This is a genomic window from Phycisphaerales bacterium AB-hyl4, assembly GCA_041821185.1.
In the GTDB taxonomy this organism is placed as follows: Bacteria; Planctomycetota; Phycisphaerae; order Phycisphaerales; family Phycisphaeraceae; genus Natronomicrosphaera; species Natronomicrosphaera hydrolytica.
This window is the reverse complement of the sequence record JBGUBD010000004.1, coordinates 53,953-70,782: the sequence shown is the minus strand read 5'-3', so window position 1 is coordinate 70,782 and position 16,830 is coordinate 53,953. Positions and strand designations below refer to the sequence as shown.

Genomic DNA, 16,830 nt, shown 5'->3' with positions numbered 1-16,830 from the left:
AAACCATTTTGGTCAGTACTGCTTGCCATACGCCTCACGATTGACCTCGCCTCATCGGCTCGGGCAGGCATCGCATCCTGTCTCACATCACAGCCAGGCAGCCGGGCCGCGTCCGCCAGACGCCGGCGATGCTTGGCTCGTAACGGGTGCCTCAAATCGGCGTCCGCCAACCCATTGCACGCAACACGCACCAGCCGGCCCAGCCTTCGTAGATCTGAAACGCGCCGCCTAGGCCCGCCGCGATCGCCACGATCCACCATGCCATGCCTTGCACGAGATTCATCAACAGCAGGGCGATCAGCAGAATGCTAACCGCTGCCGTCACCAGTCCCGCCACCAGTCGAACCGATCGGCCACGCGCGTCGATGTTGCATTGCATACGCTTCACCTTCACTTCATTTTCATCAGCAACCGATTCCTACAGCGATACACCCGGTCGCCATAGCGACTCGGCTCACGGCAGCGCGTCGATCAGTCGATCGATCTGCTCAAGCCGATTGTAGTAGTGCGGGCTCGCACGCAGTCGGCCTTCGCGCAGCGCAATCACGATGCCTTGCTGCTGCAACTGCGTCACGATCTGCGGCAGGGGGGGCTTGGCATCATCCGTCGGCTCGAAGATGACGATGCCGCTGCGCTCGTCCGCATGGTCGCGCGGGCTGAAGACGCGGTAGCCTTTCTCCGGCAGACGTTCGCATAGGCGGGCGGTGAGCGATTCGATGCGTGCCCAGACCTTGTCGATGCCGGTTTCCAACAGCAGGTCAATGCTCGCGCCCAGCGCGTAGATGCCGGGGATGTTGTAGCTGCCGGGCTCGAAGCGTCGCGCGTCGGGCAGCAGTTCGAAGCGATAGTCGCCGAAGTTTTGCGCATCGACCATGCACATCCAGCCGACGATGGTCGGGCGCAGCAGGGGGGCGAGGTCTTCATGGCAGTAGAAGATGCCGCAACCTTCCGGGCCGAGCATCCACTTATGACCGTCTGCGGAGAGGAAGTCGATGCCCATCGCCTGCACGTCGACCGGCAGCACGCCGACGCTTTGAATCGCATCGACGCAGAGGTAGCCTCGGCCGCTGGGCAGTTGATGCAACGTGTCGCTGATGGGCTTGAGGTCGATGCGATGGCCGGAGGCGAACTGAACGTGTGAGAGGCTGACCACGCGCGTGCGGTCGGTGATCGCGTCGAGCACATCGTCGACGTCGATGCGGCCGTCGGGTTGCTGGGGCACTTCGATCAGGTCGACCCCGAGCCGCTGTTGGATGTCTTGCCAGGGGTAGCGGTTGGCGGGGTATTCGACGTTGGTGATGACGACATTGTCGCCGCGTTGCCAGTTCAGGCCGTAGACGACCTGAGCGAGGCCGGCGGTGGTGTTGGGGACGAAGGCAATTTCATGCTCGCCGCGTGCGTTGATGAGTGTCGCGGCGGCACGTTTGACCTCCCGGACACGACGGTACCAGCCTGAGTCGACGTAGGCGTGACTGGCGGCGCGGGCGGCGTATTGAGCGAGCGCGTCGGCGGCAGGTCCGGAGATGGGCGCGACGCCGGCGTGGTTGAAGAAGGCCATTTCGTCGAGGATCGGAAACACGTCCGAGCCGGGGCAGGCAGCAAGTTGGGAAGAATCATGGCTCATAGCTGGTTGGAATCCTAAACTATCACGGGTCGGTTGATCCACTTGGGAGAGGCGGAAGTATGCAGTTTACCGTAGCACGGATGGGTCGCCCCGGTTTACGCCGGTGGGTGCTGGCGTGGATCTTGTCGTTTTGCGTGGTCATGCCCGCGGCGGCCCACCCGGGCGGGCATGCGGGGATGGAGCCCGGCCCGCCGGACGACGAGGAAATCTACCCGCCGGGCGATCTCGCGACCGAGCATCAACAAGGGCCCGCGCTGAGCGAGCAGATCGAGCGTGCGCCACTGGTCGACCGCCTGCTCGATGATCCGATCATCAGCGACGAGGAACGTCGGCAGCTCAAGATTTTCCACGGCCGATGGGACGACCTGCCCGACGAAGACGAGCTTACCCCGGACGAACGGGCGTCGCTTGCGGTGCAACGGTTTGAGTTGAACCACCCCAGCCTGGCCGACGAGCAGGTGGAGCCGATGCTGCGAGCGCGGGCGGCGCTGCATCGCGGCGAGCCCTCGCGGGTGATCGAACTGCTCGAAGAAGCGGACAGCGTGCAGGCGGCGGTGCTGCGTGCCCAGGCGCACGAGCAGCGCGGCGAGCTGAACCGTGCGACGAACGTGTTGCGCGCGTGGCAGGAGCGTGCACCGCAGCAGTTTGACGACCCGGCGGAGCAGACCGCGGCGGCGCGGGCGCTGGTGATGCTCGCGCAGCTGGAAGGTCGGCCGGCCCGCGATTACCAGGTGGCGATGAACCAGCTCGCCGACGCTCGGCAGCGGTTGGACCCGCTGTACTGGCCCGCTCATCTGACCGAGGCCGAGCTGCTGATGGAAAAGGACAACCGGCCCGACGCGGTCGAAGCGCTGCTTGAAACGCTCGCGCTGAACCCGCGCAGCAGTGAAGCGTGGTATCGGCTTGGGCGGATGTCAGCACGCGGCTTCAATTTCGATGGTGCGAACGAAGCGATCGACGCGCTGCGTCAGACCAACGATGAACATCTGCTTGCCGACCTGCTGGAAGTGCACATGCGCCTCGTGCAGCGCGAGCCGCATACGGCCCGCGAAACGCTGCACGCCGCGCTCGAACGCTACCCGGAGCAGCGGGAGCTGATCGCGCTGGCGGTGGCGGTCGAGTCGATGGCGTACGACGACGATGCGACCGCCGAAGCGATGGCGCGGCATGACGAGCTGTCGCCCGGCTCGCCGCTGGGCCCGTTGCTTGCCGGCGAATATCTGTCGCTTGCTCGGCAATATGACATGTCGGAGCGCATGCTGCGCGAAGCGCTTAACCGGCAGTCGAACGCAACAGCACCGCGCATCGAGCTTGGCTTGATGCTCATGCAGGCAGGCGACATTGACGCGGCCCGTCGTGAGCTTGCGCTGGTCACGCGGATGGACCCGTTCAATCGACGAGCCAACAACACACTGCAACTGGCCGAGGAACTGTTGCAGTATGAAACGATCGAAACGGATCATTTCATCATCCGCTACAAGCAGGGCATTGACGAAGTGCTCGCCCGCGATATGCCCGAGCGACTCGAACAGATTCACGAAGAGTTGGTCGCCCTCTACGGCCACGCGCCAGATCGCAAAACACAAATCGACATCATGCCCGACGAACAATGGTTCGGCGTACGCATCACCGGCATGCCGGAAATCTGGACGATCGGCGCTGCGACCGGGCCGGTGATCTCGATCACGCCGCCTCGCGAGGGCGCGAGACAACGCGGGACGTTCGACTGGCCAAATGTCTTACGGCATGAGTACGTGCACACGCTCAACCTGTCGCAGACGAACAACCGTGTGCCGCACTGGTTCACTGAAGCGTGTGCCGTGGCGGAAGAGTACGTGGAGCGCAACTACTCGACGGCCCAACTGCTCGCGTGGGCGCTGCACGAAGACGAGCTGTTCACGTTGGAGACGATCAACTGGGGTTTCGTGAGGCCGCGTACGCCGCGCGATCGCCCGTTGGCGTATGCACAGGCGCATTGGATGCATGAGTTCATTGTGCACCGGTTCGGCCATGACGCGATCGTCGACATGCTCAACCTGCATGCCAAGGGCGTGGAAGATGTGCCAGCCATCGAACAGGTGACCGGCCTGGATGGCGATGGGTTCATGAGCGCGTTTCGCCAGTGGGCGCACGATCAGGTTCGGCAGTGGGGCCTTGCACAACACGACACCAGTGAGCGGTTGCGCGACATTCTCGCCGGCCGCAGTGAACCCGAGAGCTCCGATGAACTGTCGGAACTGCTGGACGAACACCCGCGTCATCCGGAGCTGCTGCTGATGCTCGCGCATCGCGCGATTGATTCGGGCGACCCGGCGGCGGCGCGGCGGGCGGTGATGCGTTACGCCGACGCTCGGCCGGTCGACCCGTGGTCGTACCGCATGCTGGTGGAACTGTCGCTCGAACTCGGCCGGGATGACGAAGCCGTCGCCGCGCTGACATACCTCGATCAGCAGGAGCTTCAGCACGGCCGATGGGCGCATCAGCTTGCACAGATTCATCGGCGGATGGGCAACCTTGACACGGCAGGGCGGTCCGCCGAGCGTGCACTGCAACGCGAACCCTACAACGGCACGTATCGCGAACTGGCGGCCACCATTCACATGCAGCGCGGCGATATGCAGCAGGCGCTGCACCACCTGCAAGGCCTTGCCCTGCTCGAACCCACGCGAGCGACGCATCAGGTTCGCCTCGCGGCGCTCTACGCGCGCGTGGGCGATGGCGAGGCGTCGCGTCGCGCTGCGGAAAAGGCACGCGAGATCGACCCCGCCTCGCCGGTGGACCGCTTTCTTGAATCAGACGATTGACGTGGGCGTTACCCGCGCTGTTACACTGGATCGTTGATGTGATGCGCCAATGGTGTGCACCGCGCGACGATAGTCGCACTGTTCACCTGCGGTTCGAACGCGGCCGAGGTCGTGCATCTGCGGGCGAAGCGTGTGCGTATCGCTTGATAGTTTTGATTCAAGAGAAAGGTTGCAAAATGGACAAGCCAGCTAAGCCGAACCATGAGATACTCGATGTGCTTTCGCGACGATGGAGCCCACGAGCGTTCGATAGCCGACCGGTAGAGCAAGACAAACTGCTCCGCCTGTTTGAAGCGGCGCGGTGGTCGGCCTCGTCGTTCAACGAACAACCCTGGCGGTTTATCGTCGGCACGAAAGACGACCCCGAACAGTATGAGAAAGTGCTCAGTTGCCTCGTCGAGTTCAACGCGAGCTGGGCCAGCGGCGCGCCCGTCGTGATGCTCGGTCTGACGAAAAAGACGTTCACGCGAGGCGGCAAGTTCAACCGGGTGCATCAACATGACCTGGGCCTGGCGATGGGCAACCTTTCCGCGCAAGCGACGGCGGAAGGGCTGTTCCTCCACCAGATGGCGGGCATCGAGCCCGACCGCGTACGCGAGGTGTTCAACGTGCCGGAAGACTTCGAGCCACAGACCGGCTGCGCGATCGGCTACGGCGGCGATCCGCAATCCCTGCCCGAAAAGATGCGCGACGACGAAGTCGCCCCACGCACACGCAAGGCGTTCGACGAGTTCATCTTCGGCGAGGCGTTCGGCAAGCCGTCGCCGCTGGTGCAGCGATGAGCTTGGCATGATGGCGGAAGCCCACGGATTCAATCCGTGGGCTTCAGATTCATAAACCGCGCCTGAGTTTGATAAGTCATCCAATCAGCGACGATCGCTGCGCGGCGAGGTGTCGATGGTCAGCTCAACGCCATCGTCACTCACCGACCAGGCGACAAGGCGGACTTCGCGCTCATTGTCGATGCGATAGACCGGCGTGAAGCTCGTGCCTTCGAACACGTCCAGCGCCTGACGGACGGCCTGGGTTTTTTCGTCGTCGGGGATGTGTTGCCGAGCGTACTGCACGACCGCATCGCTGGGCAGGGGCACACGGCCGATGCGGACGCGTTCGACGTGCAGGTGCAGGTCGCCGTCGGCCAGCAGGTTTGCGTCAATCACAGCACTGACAACCTGGTTGAACTGTCGAATGTGCACGTCGCCCGCGACGATAAGCTTGCCATCCCGCGACGTGATGATGAGGTCGCGCACGGGCAGGTCGACGTCGACCTCTTGTTGCTGCATCCAGCCGGTGAGCCGACGATCCAGCCAGGCGTTGACCTCGTCGAAGCTCATGCTCAACGACTGACTCTGCTCGGCAGGGGCGTCCGCGCCCTCGCCGGCTTCACCCAGCGATCGCGCGGCGTAGTTGCGATCCGGGTCGGCCCCGTTCGCCTGGCTGAGCCAACTCGAAATGCGATGCTCCACCGCTTCGGCGCGCTGGTCACGCTCTTCAGGTGTCAGTTGCGCGATGCGGGCTCGTTGCTCGTCCCAGTAATCCGGCGTGCTGGTCCACTGCCACCACGCAAACACGCCGACGGCGACGATTCCCACGACGAAGAGCACGATGACCCCCAGGCAGCCGAGCACGAGCGTGCCGCAGCCACAGCCGCGTCGGGTGGTGTTCGCTTGATTCGCCATGGCGGGGTTACTCAGGTCGGGGCGCGCAGGTTCCGGGGACGAGCCATGAGTTTAACGCATGGCCCGCGCCGCGTCGCCCAGCCGTTGATGCAGAATTTCATGATCCCGGGCCACCTGTAACGCTCGTTCCAGTTGCATCAGTCGGTCCAGCGAGGGCAGGCCCATCTCAACCTGGTCCAGCGCCGCATCGCCCAGGGCCTCGGCCGCACTGAGAAACCAGTCGGCCGGCGTGGCGATGGTGCTGTCTTCCGCGGCGTGCGGCAAGTGCGTGTGCTCGTCCAGCCAGCGGTGTTGCCAGGCCTCCGGCGGGGCGGGCAGCAGCGCGTGCACGTCCGGCCCGCGAAACGAACGCACGGTCCACGTGCCGCGCGTGCTCGCGGGGTTAGCGTAGAGCACTTCAACATGACACTGCTGCTGATGCACCGCATCGTCGAGCGCGCGGGCGTCGTCGGCGGTGTGCGGATGCGTCACCACCATGCACCCCGGCTGCAGCCGCTCCAGCCAGTCGACGGCGGGTGTTTCGAGCCCGGCCGAGCCGAGGCGGATCGTGCCCTCCGCCGCGATCATCCGCCGCTGTCGCCGGGCCTCCTGCAACGGCAGCAGGATGCGGGCGTAGTAAGACCACGCCGTTTGCTGCCGCGCGATGCCCAGCGCCTGCAGGCAGAGCGTCTCGCAGCCGAGGTAGTCCATCTTCACCAGCGCTTCGCTGGCCCGCTGCATGAGTTGGTCGAGTGAGTCAGTCACGTTTGAATTGTAGCGGACCGGGCGTCGCGTGGCGTCATACCGCCGCCGGCTCGCGCGTCGGTTCCGGTGCTTCGGCGGGTTGGGCGAGCAGCGAAAACCGCGCGTGTCGCGGCGCGAGTGGCAGCCGATCCTGGATGAGCATGCAAAGCTCGAACAGCCGATACCGCCACCACACGCCGGGCGGTGTCCGCGGCACCACGTAGCCCGCCACCACGGTGATGAATGCGCAGTGCATCTTCAGCGGCCCCTGCCCCTGCATGAGAAACTCGCGGAAGCTGTGCCGGTAGTAGTGTTGAATCGAACGCACGAGCAGCTTCATGCTCTTGCGATGGCCCGTCATGCATTGCCGCCGCGCCTTCGCCGGGGCGAGCTTGCCTGCAAGCACCCGGTCCAGATGCTCGCTCACGCACAGCGCCGACCGCATGCCCACGCACACGCCGGTGGAAAACACCGGGTCGAGAAACATCGCCGCATCGCCGATGAGAAAATAGCCCGGCCCGGCCGACGGATCGCAACGGTAGCTGAAGTCGCCACGCACCTTGTTCCGGTCCGGCCCGACCGCGTTCGCCATCCGCTCACGCATCAGCGGACTGCGCGCAATCGCCCACTGCAACATCTGGTCCGCCGGCACGCCAACCTGCTTCTGGATGTGTGGCCGAAGCACCACGCCCACGCTCGTGTGTTGCTCGTTCAACGGAATGATCCAGAACCAGCCTTCGTCACACATCACGATGGTCGGGTCGCCCTGGCGCTTGCCCGCCTGACGCACGACGTTCTCAAAATGCCCGAAGTACGCCACGTTCTGGAGATGATCGTCCGGCAGCGGCGTGCGGATATTCAAATGCTTGCCGAGCAACGTCGCCTGCCCGCTCGCGTCCAGCACGTATCGCCCGGTGAACGTGCCCTTGTCCGTCCCGAGTCGAACAGCATCATCTGCAAGCTGTTCAATCTCGCGCACCGTTACTGGCTGGTGCACCGTCGCGCCCGCCTCCTTCGCCGCATCAATGAGCATCTGGTCGTAGTCCGCCCGCGCCGCGTTGAACGCCTGCTTCGAACGGTCCGTCATTACCAGCCCGAAGTCGAAGTAGGGGCAGTCTCTACCGTCGCCGAATGCGAACTCAACGCCATACTTGTCGACGTGCGGCATCTGCCTCACCCGCTCTTCCAGGCCCAGCTTCTGGATCACATCCAGGCCCGCCGGCAGAAACGACTCGCCGATCTGAAAGCGCGGAAACGTCGCCTTCTCCAGGATCGCCACCCGCCAGCCCTTGCGTGCCAGCGCCAGCGCCGCCGTCGACCCCGTCGGCCCGCCGCCAACGATCAACACGTCATAGTCCTGTTTCGCGTCCATACCTTTTCCCATCAAGCACCATGAAAGCCCACGGATATAGCGCAGCGAATCCGTGGGTCACCGACTCACCCAACCCCCGCCTCGCCACCATCGCCCCCGCCTTTCGCGGGCCTCTCTTCCATCGGCAGCAACCGCAGCAGTGCCAGACATCCGACAAACGTCACCGCCATGCACGCCACGCCCACCAGCACCGACCCCACCAGCCACGCCAGCAGCACCCGCCCCGGCAGGCTCACCAGCTCGCTCGCTCGGCCTTCAATTTCAATCCCCGTCGGCCAACGGCCTTCCAAGAGCAGATGCCCCACGAAGATCGCCGCCACCACCAGCACCGGACCCATCGGCGGCATCGACAGATGCGACCCCGTCACCACCGGCAGCGGATGCAGATGCAGCCGCTTCGCCAGGTACAGGCTCAACAGCGTCTGAAAGCCATAGATCGGCAGATTCGCAATCAGCGTCCCCAGCGACAACCCCGTCGCGAACGACCATCGGCTCACCGAGTCTCGCCGCAGTTCATGCCACAGCCGACGCGGGTCCAGCCACCGCAGCGCCCGCCGCCACCACGCAGGCCGTTCGCCATCATCCGCCGCCGACGCATCCTGCCACAGTTGACGGTGCGGCCACGGCATCAAACTGCGTGCCAACAGCCTCGCGTGCAGCCGCAGGCAAAGCATCGTGTCCATCACCGGTCGAAAGTGGCTCACCCGCACGTTTGGCGGAAAGTATCGGCTCGTCACCGGCACCTGTTCGATCGGACACCCCGCCCACGCCGCACGCGTGATGATCTCCGTCTCAAATACGAAATGCTGCCCTCGACACGACACGCCCTCCACCAGGGCCAGCGGATACACCCGCATCCCGCACTGGCTGTCTTCCAGCTTCGCCCCGCACGCCAGCCGTATGCCCAGGTTGCTCATTCGCCTGCCGAGCATGCTTCGCGCCGGGCCGTTGTGCGTCGACGCATCGCGATAGCCCACCACCAGCGCCCTCGGCTCGCGCCGGGCCACTTCCAGCAGGTCGGGCATCTCCTCCGGATCGAGTTGGCCGTCCGTGTCGATACTCAGCGCATGCGTATAACCCAGCTCGCGGGCGCGGGCGAAGCCGGTCTGCAGCGCCGCCGACTTGCCGCGATTCTGCGGATGCGTCACCACCTCCACCGCGACCGCGCGTGGCTCGCTCGTCCATGCAGCAAGCCGCTCGGCAGTGGCGTCCGTCGAGCCGTCATTCACCACGACGATCGGCACACCCTGGTTTTCGATGCGCGACAGCACATCGATCAACGTGCCGGCGTTGTTATACGTCGGCGTGACCGCGACAGGCCGAAAGCAGGTTTCGTCAGTGGTCGGTGACATACGTCCCAGACACTTATGGATCTTTCGTCGCCGAACGCCCCCAGCCTCGATCGCCTCTGCGCCTGGCACGTTAGCCGTGAAGCGCAGCGGAGCGCGTCACACAAGCTTCGCCGTCACACGCACGCTTCGTTACGCGACACAGCCAAGCCTTCAGACCGGAAAAATGTCAGTCGTTACCCTCGGGCTTCGTCGCGATATACGCCGAGAAAATCCCAAGCTCCGCCCGCCGCGACACATCCTTGAACCCGCAACTCTCCAGCGCATCGAGAATCGTCTGCGGCGGCACGCACTGGTCAATGCTCTCCCAGAAATAACGCATCAACGTATGCCCACGCTCACGCCGCGCAACGATACGGCTGATCAACGGCACGAGATCCCGCATGTACAGCCGAGTGAAAAAGCGCGACACCCGGCCCTTCGGCCTGGAAATCTCCAGCAGCATCACCTTCCCGCCCGGCTTGAGCACGCGGAAATACTCGGTGAACGCATCTTCCAGCGACGTCACATGCCGCAACGCGTAGCCCATCGTCAGCAAATCGAATTGATTGTCTTCCACCGGCAGATGCTCGGCACTGCCTTCGAGCACCGGCGTCCGCTCGCCAAGCTTCTCGCTGGCGACCTTCCGCATCCCCGGACTCGGATCGACGCAGACGATGTCCTCCGGCTCAAGCGTGTGCAGCGCCTGCACCGTCACCACGCCCGTCCCGCAAGCCACATCAAGCAGTTTCATGCCCGGCTTCAGCCCGGCGAAGCGCAACGCCCGCCGACGGTAAAAATTCCCCGTGCCGAAGAAGGCGTATTGAAGAATCCGGTCGTAGTCCATCGCCGTATCGTCAAACAACTCGCGTAGATATTCCTTGCGGTTCTCCGGCTCGCCGTAGTAGGCGGTCAGGTCACCGTGCGGTTGCGTACGCGTCGCGTCGGCGGCAGAGAGGGATTGTTGTTCTGTCACGGCAATGACCTTCCTGATACGAACAAATAGTGGTCGCCCCGCGTCGGCGCAGGGTCGCGTGGGGGGTAAACCAGCAGCAGATTGACAGACCGACGCATCAACGGGCGATAGGGCCAACCCACGTCATAGCCCCCCATCCTACCGCAAGATGTGATTGCAGGGCAACTGTCCGCAGCCCAACCGCAGGCCGGTGCTCGAATGGCCCGCAACCCCCCGGAAACCGCCCCCTCACGCATTGCCGTACTGCTTCTCGTAGTACGTCCGGTACGCCCCGCTGCGCACCCGCTGCCACCACTGCGGGTTGTCCACGTACCACTTCACCGTCGCCTCCAGCGCGCCCGGCCAGGCCGATCGCGTCGGCCGCCACCCCAGTTCACGTTCGATCTTGCTCGCATCGATCGCGTACCGCAGGTCATGCCCCAGCCGATCCTTCACGTATTCGATCTTCTCTTCGCCGCAGTTCATCGCCTGGAGAATGCTGTGCGTCAGTTCCAGGTTGGACCGTTCGTTGTTGCCGCCGATGTTGTACACCTCGCCGGCCGACCCCTTCTCCAGCACGGCCAGCACAGCTTCACAATGATCTTCCACATGCAGCCAGTCGCGCACGTTTCGGCCGTCGCCGTACAGCGGCACCTTCTTGCCTTCGATCAGGTTCGTCACGAACAGCGGAATGACCTTCTCCGGAAACTGGTAAGGGCCAAAGTTATTCGAACACCGCGTGATGCACACATCCATGCCGAACGTGTGAAACGCCGCGCGAACGAACAGGTCGCTCGCCGTCTTGCTCGCCGCATACGGACTGTTCGGCTGCAATGGTGTGTCTTCGGTGAACTTCACCTCCGGCTTGTCCAGCGGCAGCGTGCCATACACCTCGTCGGTCGACACATGAACCAGCCGCTTAGTCAGCTTCGGGTTCGCCCGACGCAGCGCGTCGATCACCGTCTGCGTTCCCAGCGCGTTCGACTCAACAAACGGCCGCGCGTCCATGATCGAACGGTCGACATGGCTCTCCGCCGCCATGTGCACCACCGCGTCCGCCTCTTCAATCAACTCCGCCACGCGATCGATGTCACGAATATCACCATGCACGAAGCGATACCGCTCATCGCTCTCGATGTCGGCCAGGTTCTCCGGATTGCCGGAGTAAGTCAGCGCATCGAGGTTGATCACCTGATACCCAGGCCGTTCGCGCAACACAAACCGGACAAAGTTCGAACCGATAAAGCCTGAGCCGCCAGTAAGCAGAATTTTCATAGCGTGTCTGTTCCGAGTCTGTCATGGTCCGTCAGCCGCCGACTCAAGCACCCTGTTTAGCCCACGCGCCCACGCGGGGGCGGCGGGGCTGAACGCGATACCTGGGTTCAACTCGCTCTAACCTTGATTGTCATTCCGTCGATCCCGCCATCCTGTCCAAAACCGACCGCAGGTTCACTTTCCACTCCGGCATCGGCCCGACCAAGTGCTCCGCTTCGCTGAGGTCGAGCACACTGTACGCCGGCCGCTTCGCAGGGCGGGGAAACTCGTCCGTCGTGCAAGGCTGCACATCACACGAATGCCCGAGCTGCCGATTGATCTCCTGCGTAAACTCGCACCAGGTGCATTCGCCGCCGTCGGTGATGTGGTAAACGCCCCGCCCGCCGTTTTGCAGCAGCGCCAGCGATGTGGTTGCGAGGTGTTCGCAACTCGTTGGCCTGCCGCGCTGGTCGTCCACCACGCGAAGCGTCGGCTTCTCCGCCGTCAGCCGCGCCATCGTCCGTACAAAGTTGCTGCCCCACGGCGCGTATAGCCAACTCGTGCGGATGATCAGGTGTTCGCAGCCGGACTGTTCGATGAGCAGTTCGCCGCGAGCCTTCGTTCGGCCGTAGGCGTTCAACGGGTCGCGCGGCTGGTCCGTGCGATAGGGCGTTTCCGCCCGGCCGTTGAAAACATAGTCGGTGGAGTAGTGCACCAGCGTGGCGTTGATCGCCTGGCATCGGCGGGCGAGTTGGCCCACCGCTTCGCCGTTGACCAGCATCGCGTCGGCTTCGTGCGTTTCCGCGCCGTCGACGTCCGTCCACGCCGAGCAGTTGATCACGGTTCGCACGCCATCCACCAGATGCGCTTCGATTGTCTCCGGCTGATTGAGATCAAAGTCCGGGCGGGCTGCCGTTTCGTAATCCAACCCGTGCGCGTCGAGCAGCTCACGCCACGCTCGGCCGAGCATGCCGTTGGGGCTGATCAACAGCAGGGGGGTGATCTTCTGAAAGTCAGGCTGGTTCATAGGCATGGTCCGGACTTGCGCTGCGCTTCAACTCGGCCCGCAAGCCGGGTCGGCGTCGGCCTTACTTATGCTCGACCGTCCAGGGGAAATCAGCGATCGAGTCGTAAGCGCGGCGGTCCTCGTCGGGCGCCGCCGGGTCGTACTGATGCGTCACATAATAAAGCAGCCCCGCCGACTTCGGCCCCACCGTCGCGCCGCCATGCCACAGCGGCGGCGGGATGACGAGCACACCGGGGCGTCGCTCGCCGATAACTGCCTGCCACGACGTTCCGTCCGCTTCCCGGTGCACGCCGACCTTGAGCATCCCATCGAGGCAGAGCCAGAAGTCCGTCTGCTTGTGATGCCGATGCCACGCCTTGATCACACCGGGGTACATGACCGAATAGTTCACCTGGCCGCCGGGCTGCATGACGCCCTGCATCTGGTTCATGATCGACCACCCGCGATCGTCCGCGAAGATATTCGCGGGCACGAAGATCGGCTCGTGCTCCTTCTGCGCAAGTTCAAACGCGTCGGCGAGCGGGCCAGTGTGGTTGCGTGGGCTGCGTAGCGGCAAAATCAGGTTCCTCGAATCAGGTCTTCTAATCAGTCGTTCACAAAGCGAATGTCGTTTCACTTCGCCTCGGCGGTCTCGGCCAGCTTCGCCTTGTTCACACCCGCGTCACGCACGAGCACGCTCGCACGGTACAGGCTCTCGAAAGTGCCCGCGTCTGTCCACCAGCCGTCGAGCACTTCGTGCGACAGGTCGCCGCGCTTCAGGTACGCGTTGTTCACGTCCGTGATCTCCAGCTCGCCTCGGTTGGAAGGTTCGAGCGTTCGGCAGATGTCATAAACGTCCGCGTCGTAAAAATAAATGCCCGTCACCGCAAGATTGCTCTTGGGCTTCTTAGGCTTTTCGACAATGTTGGTCACCGCTCCCTTGTCATCGACCTCCGCCACGCCGAAGCGTTCGGGGTCGTCGACTTCCTTCAGCAGCAGCTTCGCGCCGGTGGGCTGAGTGAAGAAATCGCCAGCCGCCTTTTTGATATTGCCTTCAATGATGTTGTCGCCGAGGATGACACAGACCTTCTCCCCGTCGGCGAACTCCTCCGCCAGTTGCAGCGCGTCCGCGATGCCGCCTTCGCCTTCCTGGTACGCGTACTCCAGGTGCTTGACGCCCAACTGCTTGCCGTTTTTCAGCAGCTTGAGGAAATCGCCCGCGTGCTCGCCGCCGGTGACGATGAGGATCTCGTTGATCCCGGCGTTGAGCAGGCATTGGATGGGGTAGTAAATCATCGGCCGATCGTAGACCGGCAGCAGATGCTTGTTGGTGACCAGCGTCAGCGGCCGCAGTCGCGAGCCAAGGCCACCGGCAAGAATGATTCCCTTCATATTGGACGTCTCCCTGAGCAAGGTTTGGGGCGGAATAGTATGTACGGCTGTCAGACGCCCTCTGGACGTCTCAAATCGCCGCTCGGCCACAGGCTAGCATCGCCGCCCGGCCGATTCGAGTGAAAAGGCGCCCCCGGAGCAAAATCATTGGTCCCAGCGCGCCTATCCTTTAGCATATCGGCACCCGAAGCCGTGGGCATTACCGCAAGGCCCGGGGGCTTGCTGCCGCCCAGCCGCCGTCGAGGCGACTGTGCTATAGTTTACACGAGGGCCAGAGGAATTATGACAAGTTCAGACCGTCCGTGGGCATCTTTGCAAGCCGCTGCACTTATCGGAAGTTACGTCCCCAGGCGTTGCGGTATCGGTACATTCAGCTCAGATCTCGCCGAGGCCCTCGCCGCCACCGCGCCACATCTGAATACATGGACCGTGGCCATGAACGATCGGCCAGAGGGCTATCGCTACCCCCCACGCGTCTGGTTTGAAATCAACCAGAACCGCCTGGGCGAGTACCGCCTCGCCGCCGACTACCTGAACATGTCCAACATCAACGTCGTCTCGCTCCAGCATGAGTATGGCCTGTTCGGCGGCTCGGCGGGGCGATACATCCTCGAACTGCTCCGCCGCCTGCGCATGCCCGTCGTCACCACGCTGCACACCGTCCTCAAAGACCCCGACGACAACCAGCGCGAAGTGCTCAACCAGCTTGCCGACGCCTCCAACCGCCTGGTGGTCATGGCCGACCGCGCTTACGAATTTCTCACCGATATCTACAAGATTCCGCGAGAGAAAATCCAGCTCATCCACCACGGCATCCCCGACGTGCCCTTCGTTGACCCGAACTACTTCAAAGACCAGTTCGGCGTCGAAGGCCGAAAGGTCGTGCTCACCTTCGGCCTGCTGAGCCCGAACAAGGGCATCGAAAACATGGTCGAGGCCCTGCCTCACATCGTCAAACAACACCCCGACCTGGTCTACATCGTGCTCGGCGCGACGCATCCGGGCGTGATGGCGAACAGCGGTGAAGATTACCGCCTCGGCCTGAAGCAGCGGGCACGCGAACTCGGCGTGCAGGACCACATCGAGTTCGTCAACAAGTTCGTCGAGCTTGACGAGTTGCTGGAGTTTCTCGGCGCTGCGGACGTGTATGTGACGCCTTACTTGAACGAAGCGCAGATCACCTCCGGCACGCTCGCGTACGCGTTGGGCACGGGCAAAGCGACCGTTTCAACGCCGTACTGGTATGCACAGGAGATGCTCGCCGACGATCGCGGCATCCTCGTCCCGTTCAAAGATACGCAAGCGCTCGCCGAGGCGGTCACCCGTCTGTTCGACAACGAGACCGAACGCCACGCGATGCGCAAGCGTGCCTATCAGTACACCCGGCAGATGCGCTGGTCGGAAGTGGCGGGCCAGTACCTGGACCTGTTCACGCAGGTGCGCGACGAGCAGCGAAAGCACCCGCGCCCCGCCTCGGCGCTGCCGCGCAAGCTGCGCAACGACGGCCAGAACGAGCTCAGCGAAATCAAGCTCGACCACCTGTTCACCCTCACCGACGACGTTGGCGTGTTCCGCCAGGCGAAGTTCACCGTTCCCGACCGGCACGCCGGCTACGCCACGGACGACAACGCTCGCGCGCTGGTCACGCTCCTGCTTGCGCAGGATCACGTGCGATACACCGCCGGGACAAGCCTCGACAAACTCATCGTCCGCTGCCTGAGTTTTCTAGATCACGCACTCGATTCCCGCACCGGCCGATTCCGCGCGGTCATGCGCTTCGACCGAACCTGGCATGGCGACGACGAACAATCCGAAGACGTACACGCTCGCACGATCTGGGCGCTGGGCGAAACAGTCGCCCGCTGTGAGGCCCGCGGGCATATGACGCTCGCGGCCAACCTGTTCCAGCGCGGGCTCGACGCCTGTGATACGTTCAAGCATCCGCTCGCCTGGGCCGACGGACTGATCGGCATCCACGCCTACCTTCGTCGTTTCAGCGGCGACACGCACGCGCGTCGCCTCCGCGAACGACTGGCTGAGCGAATGCTCGACTGCTTCAAAACCAACGTCGGCGACGACTGGGTCTGGCCCACCAATAGCGTCACCTACACCGCCGCCCGCCTGCCCCACGCGCTGCTGCTGTCCGGCCGATGGATGTTCAACGATGAAATGATCCAGACCGCGCTGCGCAGCCTCGACTGGCTCTGGCATGTGCATGCCGAGTCCGACGACCAGTTCGCCCCCGTCGGCACGGAAGGCTACTTCCCACGCGGCGGCAGCAAAGCACGCTTCGCACAGCAGCCCATCGAAGCCTACGTCACCCTCGACGCCTGCCTCGAAGCGTTCCGCGTCACCGACGAACAACACTGGCTCGACCGCGCCAACCGCTGCCTCAGCTGGTTCCTCGGCGACAACGACCTGCGCGTACCGCTGTATGACCACACCACCGGCGGCTGCCACGACGCGCTGCTCGCCCACGGCGTACACGAAAACCAGTCCGCGCAGGCCACCCTCGCCTGGCTGCTCTCGCTACTCAGCCAGTACGAGCAGATATTCGAACCGGAGTCGGGCGGCGCGGACCGCAAGCTGCGCTCCGAAAAGACCGAGAGCAAATCAACCGCCGACGCGTCGAAATCCACCGCCTGACGGCCGTGAGCGTTCGACGTTGCCATGCTCGTTCAACGATCGCAATC

The 16,830-nt window shown here is 63.6% G+C and carries 14 protein-coding genes; 3 read left to right on the top strand and 11 right to left on the bottom strand.

Annotated features, from left to right (window positions below; translation table 11 throughout):
* Window positions 1-151: 151 nt before the first annotated feature.
* Together ACERK3_06930 and ACERK3_06925 are read right to left on the bottom strand one after the other, a co-directional pair.
* On the bottom strand, window positions 152-379 hold the full coding sequence (locus ACERK3_06930) for a hypothetical protein (GenBank protein ID MFA9478029.1): 228 nt from the start codon (window positions 377-379) through the stop codon (window positions 152-154).
* A gap of 75 nt (window positions 380-454) precedes the next feature.
* The gene (locus ACERK3_06925; GenBank protein MFA9478028.1) at window positions 455-1,624 is read right to left on the bottom strand and encodes an aminotransferase class V-fold PLP-dependent enzyme; all 1,170 of its coding nucleotides are present in this window, start codon (window positions 1,622-1,624) and stop codon (window positions 455-457) included.
* A gap of 59 nt (window positions 1,625-1,683) precedes the next feature.
* Here ACERK3_06925 and ACERK3_06920 point away from each other — a divergent pair, with 59 nt between their 5' ends.
* On the top strand, window positions 1,684-4,428 hold the full coding sequence (locus ACERK3_06920; GenBank protein ID MFA9478027.1) for a tetratricopeptide repeat protein: 2,745 nt from the start codon (window positions 1,684-1,686) through the stop codon (window positions 4,426-4,428).
* Between the two features lie 176 nt (window positions 4,429-4,604).
* Window positions 4,605-5,210, top strand: a complete 606-nt coding sequence (locus tag ACERK3_06915) for a nitroreductase family protein (protein MFA9478026.1) — start codon at window positions 4,605-4,607, stop codon at window positions 5,208-5,210.
* 84 nt (window positions 5,211-5,294) lie between these two features.
* Here ACERK3_06915 and ACERK3_06910 read toward each other — a convergent pair whose 3' ends face one another.
* The 9 genes from ACERK3_06910 to ACERK3_06870 all read right to left on the bottom strand — a co-directional run bounded on the left by ACERK3_06910 (window position 5,295) and on the right by ACERK3_06870 (window position 14,137).
* A complete protein-coding gene (locus ACERK3_06910) occupies window positions 5,295-6,107 on the bottom strand; it encodes a hypothetical protein (protein MFA9478025.1) in 813 nt (270 codons plus the stop codon).
* A 51-nt stretch (window positions 6,108-6,158) separates the two neighbouring features.
* Window positions 6,159-6,851, bottom strand: a complete 693-nt coding sequence (locus ACERK3_06905; protein ID MFA9478024.1) for a hypothetical protein — start codon at window positions 6,849-6,851, stop codon at window positions 6,159-6,161.
* Between the two features lie 34 nt (window positions 6,852-6,885).
* The gene (locus tag ACERK3_06900) at window positions 6,886-8,202 is read right to left on the bottom strand and encodes an NAD(P)/FAD-dependent oxidoreductase (GenBank protein ID MFA9478023.1); all 1,317 of its coding nucleotides are present in this window, start codon (window positions 8,200-8,202) and stop codon (window positions 6,886-6,888) included.
* A gap of 65 nt (window positions 8,203-8,267) precedes the next feature.
* Complete coding sequence (locus ACERK3_06895; GenBank protein MFA9478022.1) at window positions 8,268-9,554, bottom strand: DUF2062 domain-containing protein; 1,287 nt, start codon at window positions 9,552-9,554, stop codon at window positions 8,268-8,270.
* Between the two features lie 166 nt (window positions 9,555-9,720).
* The gene (locus tag ACERK3_06890) at window positions 9,721-10,506 is read right to left on the bottom strand and encodes a class I SAM-dependent methyltransferase (GenBank protein ID MFA9478021.1); all 786 of its coding nucleotides are present in this window, start codon (window positions 10,504-10,506) and stop codon (window positions 9,721-9,723) included.
* Between the two features lie 228 nt (window positions 10,507-10,734).
* The gene (gene rfbB, locus ACERK3_06885) at window positions 10,735-11,760 is read right to left on the bottom strand and encodes a dTDP-glucose 4,6-dehydratase (GenBank protein MFA9478020.1); all 1,026 of its coding nucleotides are present in this window, start codon (window positions 11,758-11,760) and stop codon (window positions 10,735-10,737) included.
* 130 nt (window positions 11,761-11,890) lie between these two features.
* On the bottom strand, window positions 11,891-12,772 hold the full coding sequence (rfbD, locus tag ACERK3_06880) for a dTDP-4-dehydrorhamnose reductase (GenBank protein MFA9478019.1): 882 nt from the start codon (window positions 12,770-12,772) through the stop codon (window positions 11,891-11,893).
* 55 nt (window positions 12,773-12,827) lie between these two features.
* Complete coding sequence (locus ACERK3_06875; protein ID MFA9478018.1) at window positions 12,828-13,322, bottom strand: hypothetical protein; 495 nt, start codon at window positions 13,320-13,322, stop codon at window positions 12,828-12,830.
* 56 nt (window positions 13,323-13,378) lie between these two features.
* Entirely contained in the window at window positions 13,379-14,137 is a 759-nt protein-coding gene (locus tag ACERK3_06870) for a sugar phosphate nucleotidyltransferase (GenBank protein MFA9478017.1), read from the bottom strand.
* Between the two features lie 282 nt (window positions 14,138-14,419).
* On the opposite strand from ACERK3_06870, the gene ACERK3_06865 reads away from it, so the two are divergent.
* Entirely contained in the window at window positions 14,420-16,783 is a 2,364-nt protein-coding gene (locus ACERK3_06865) for a glycosyltransferase family 4 protein (protein MFA9478016.1), read from the top strand.
* Window positions 16,784-16,830 lie beyond the last annotated feature (47 nt).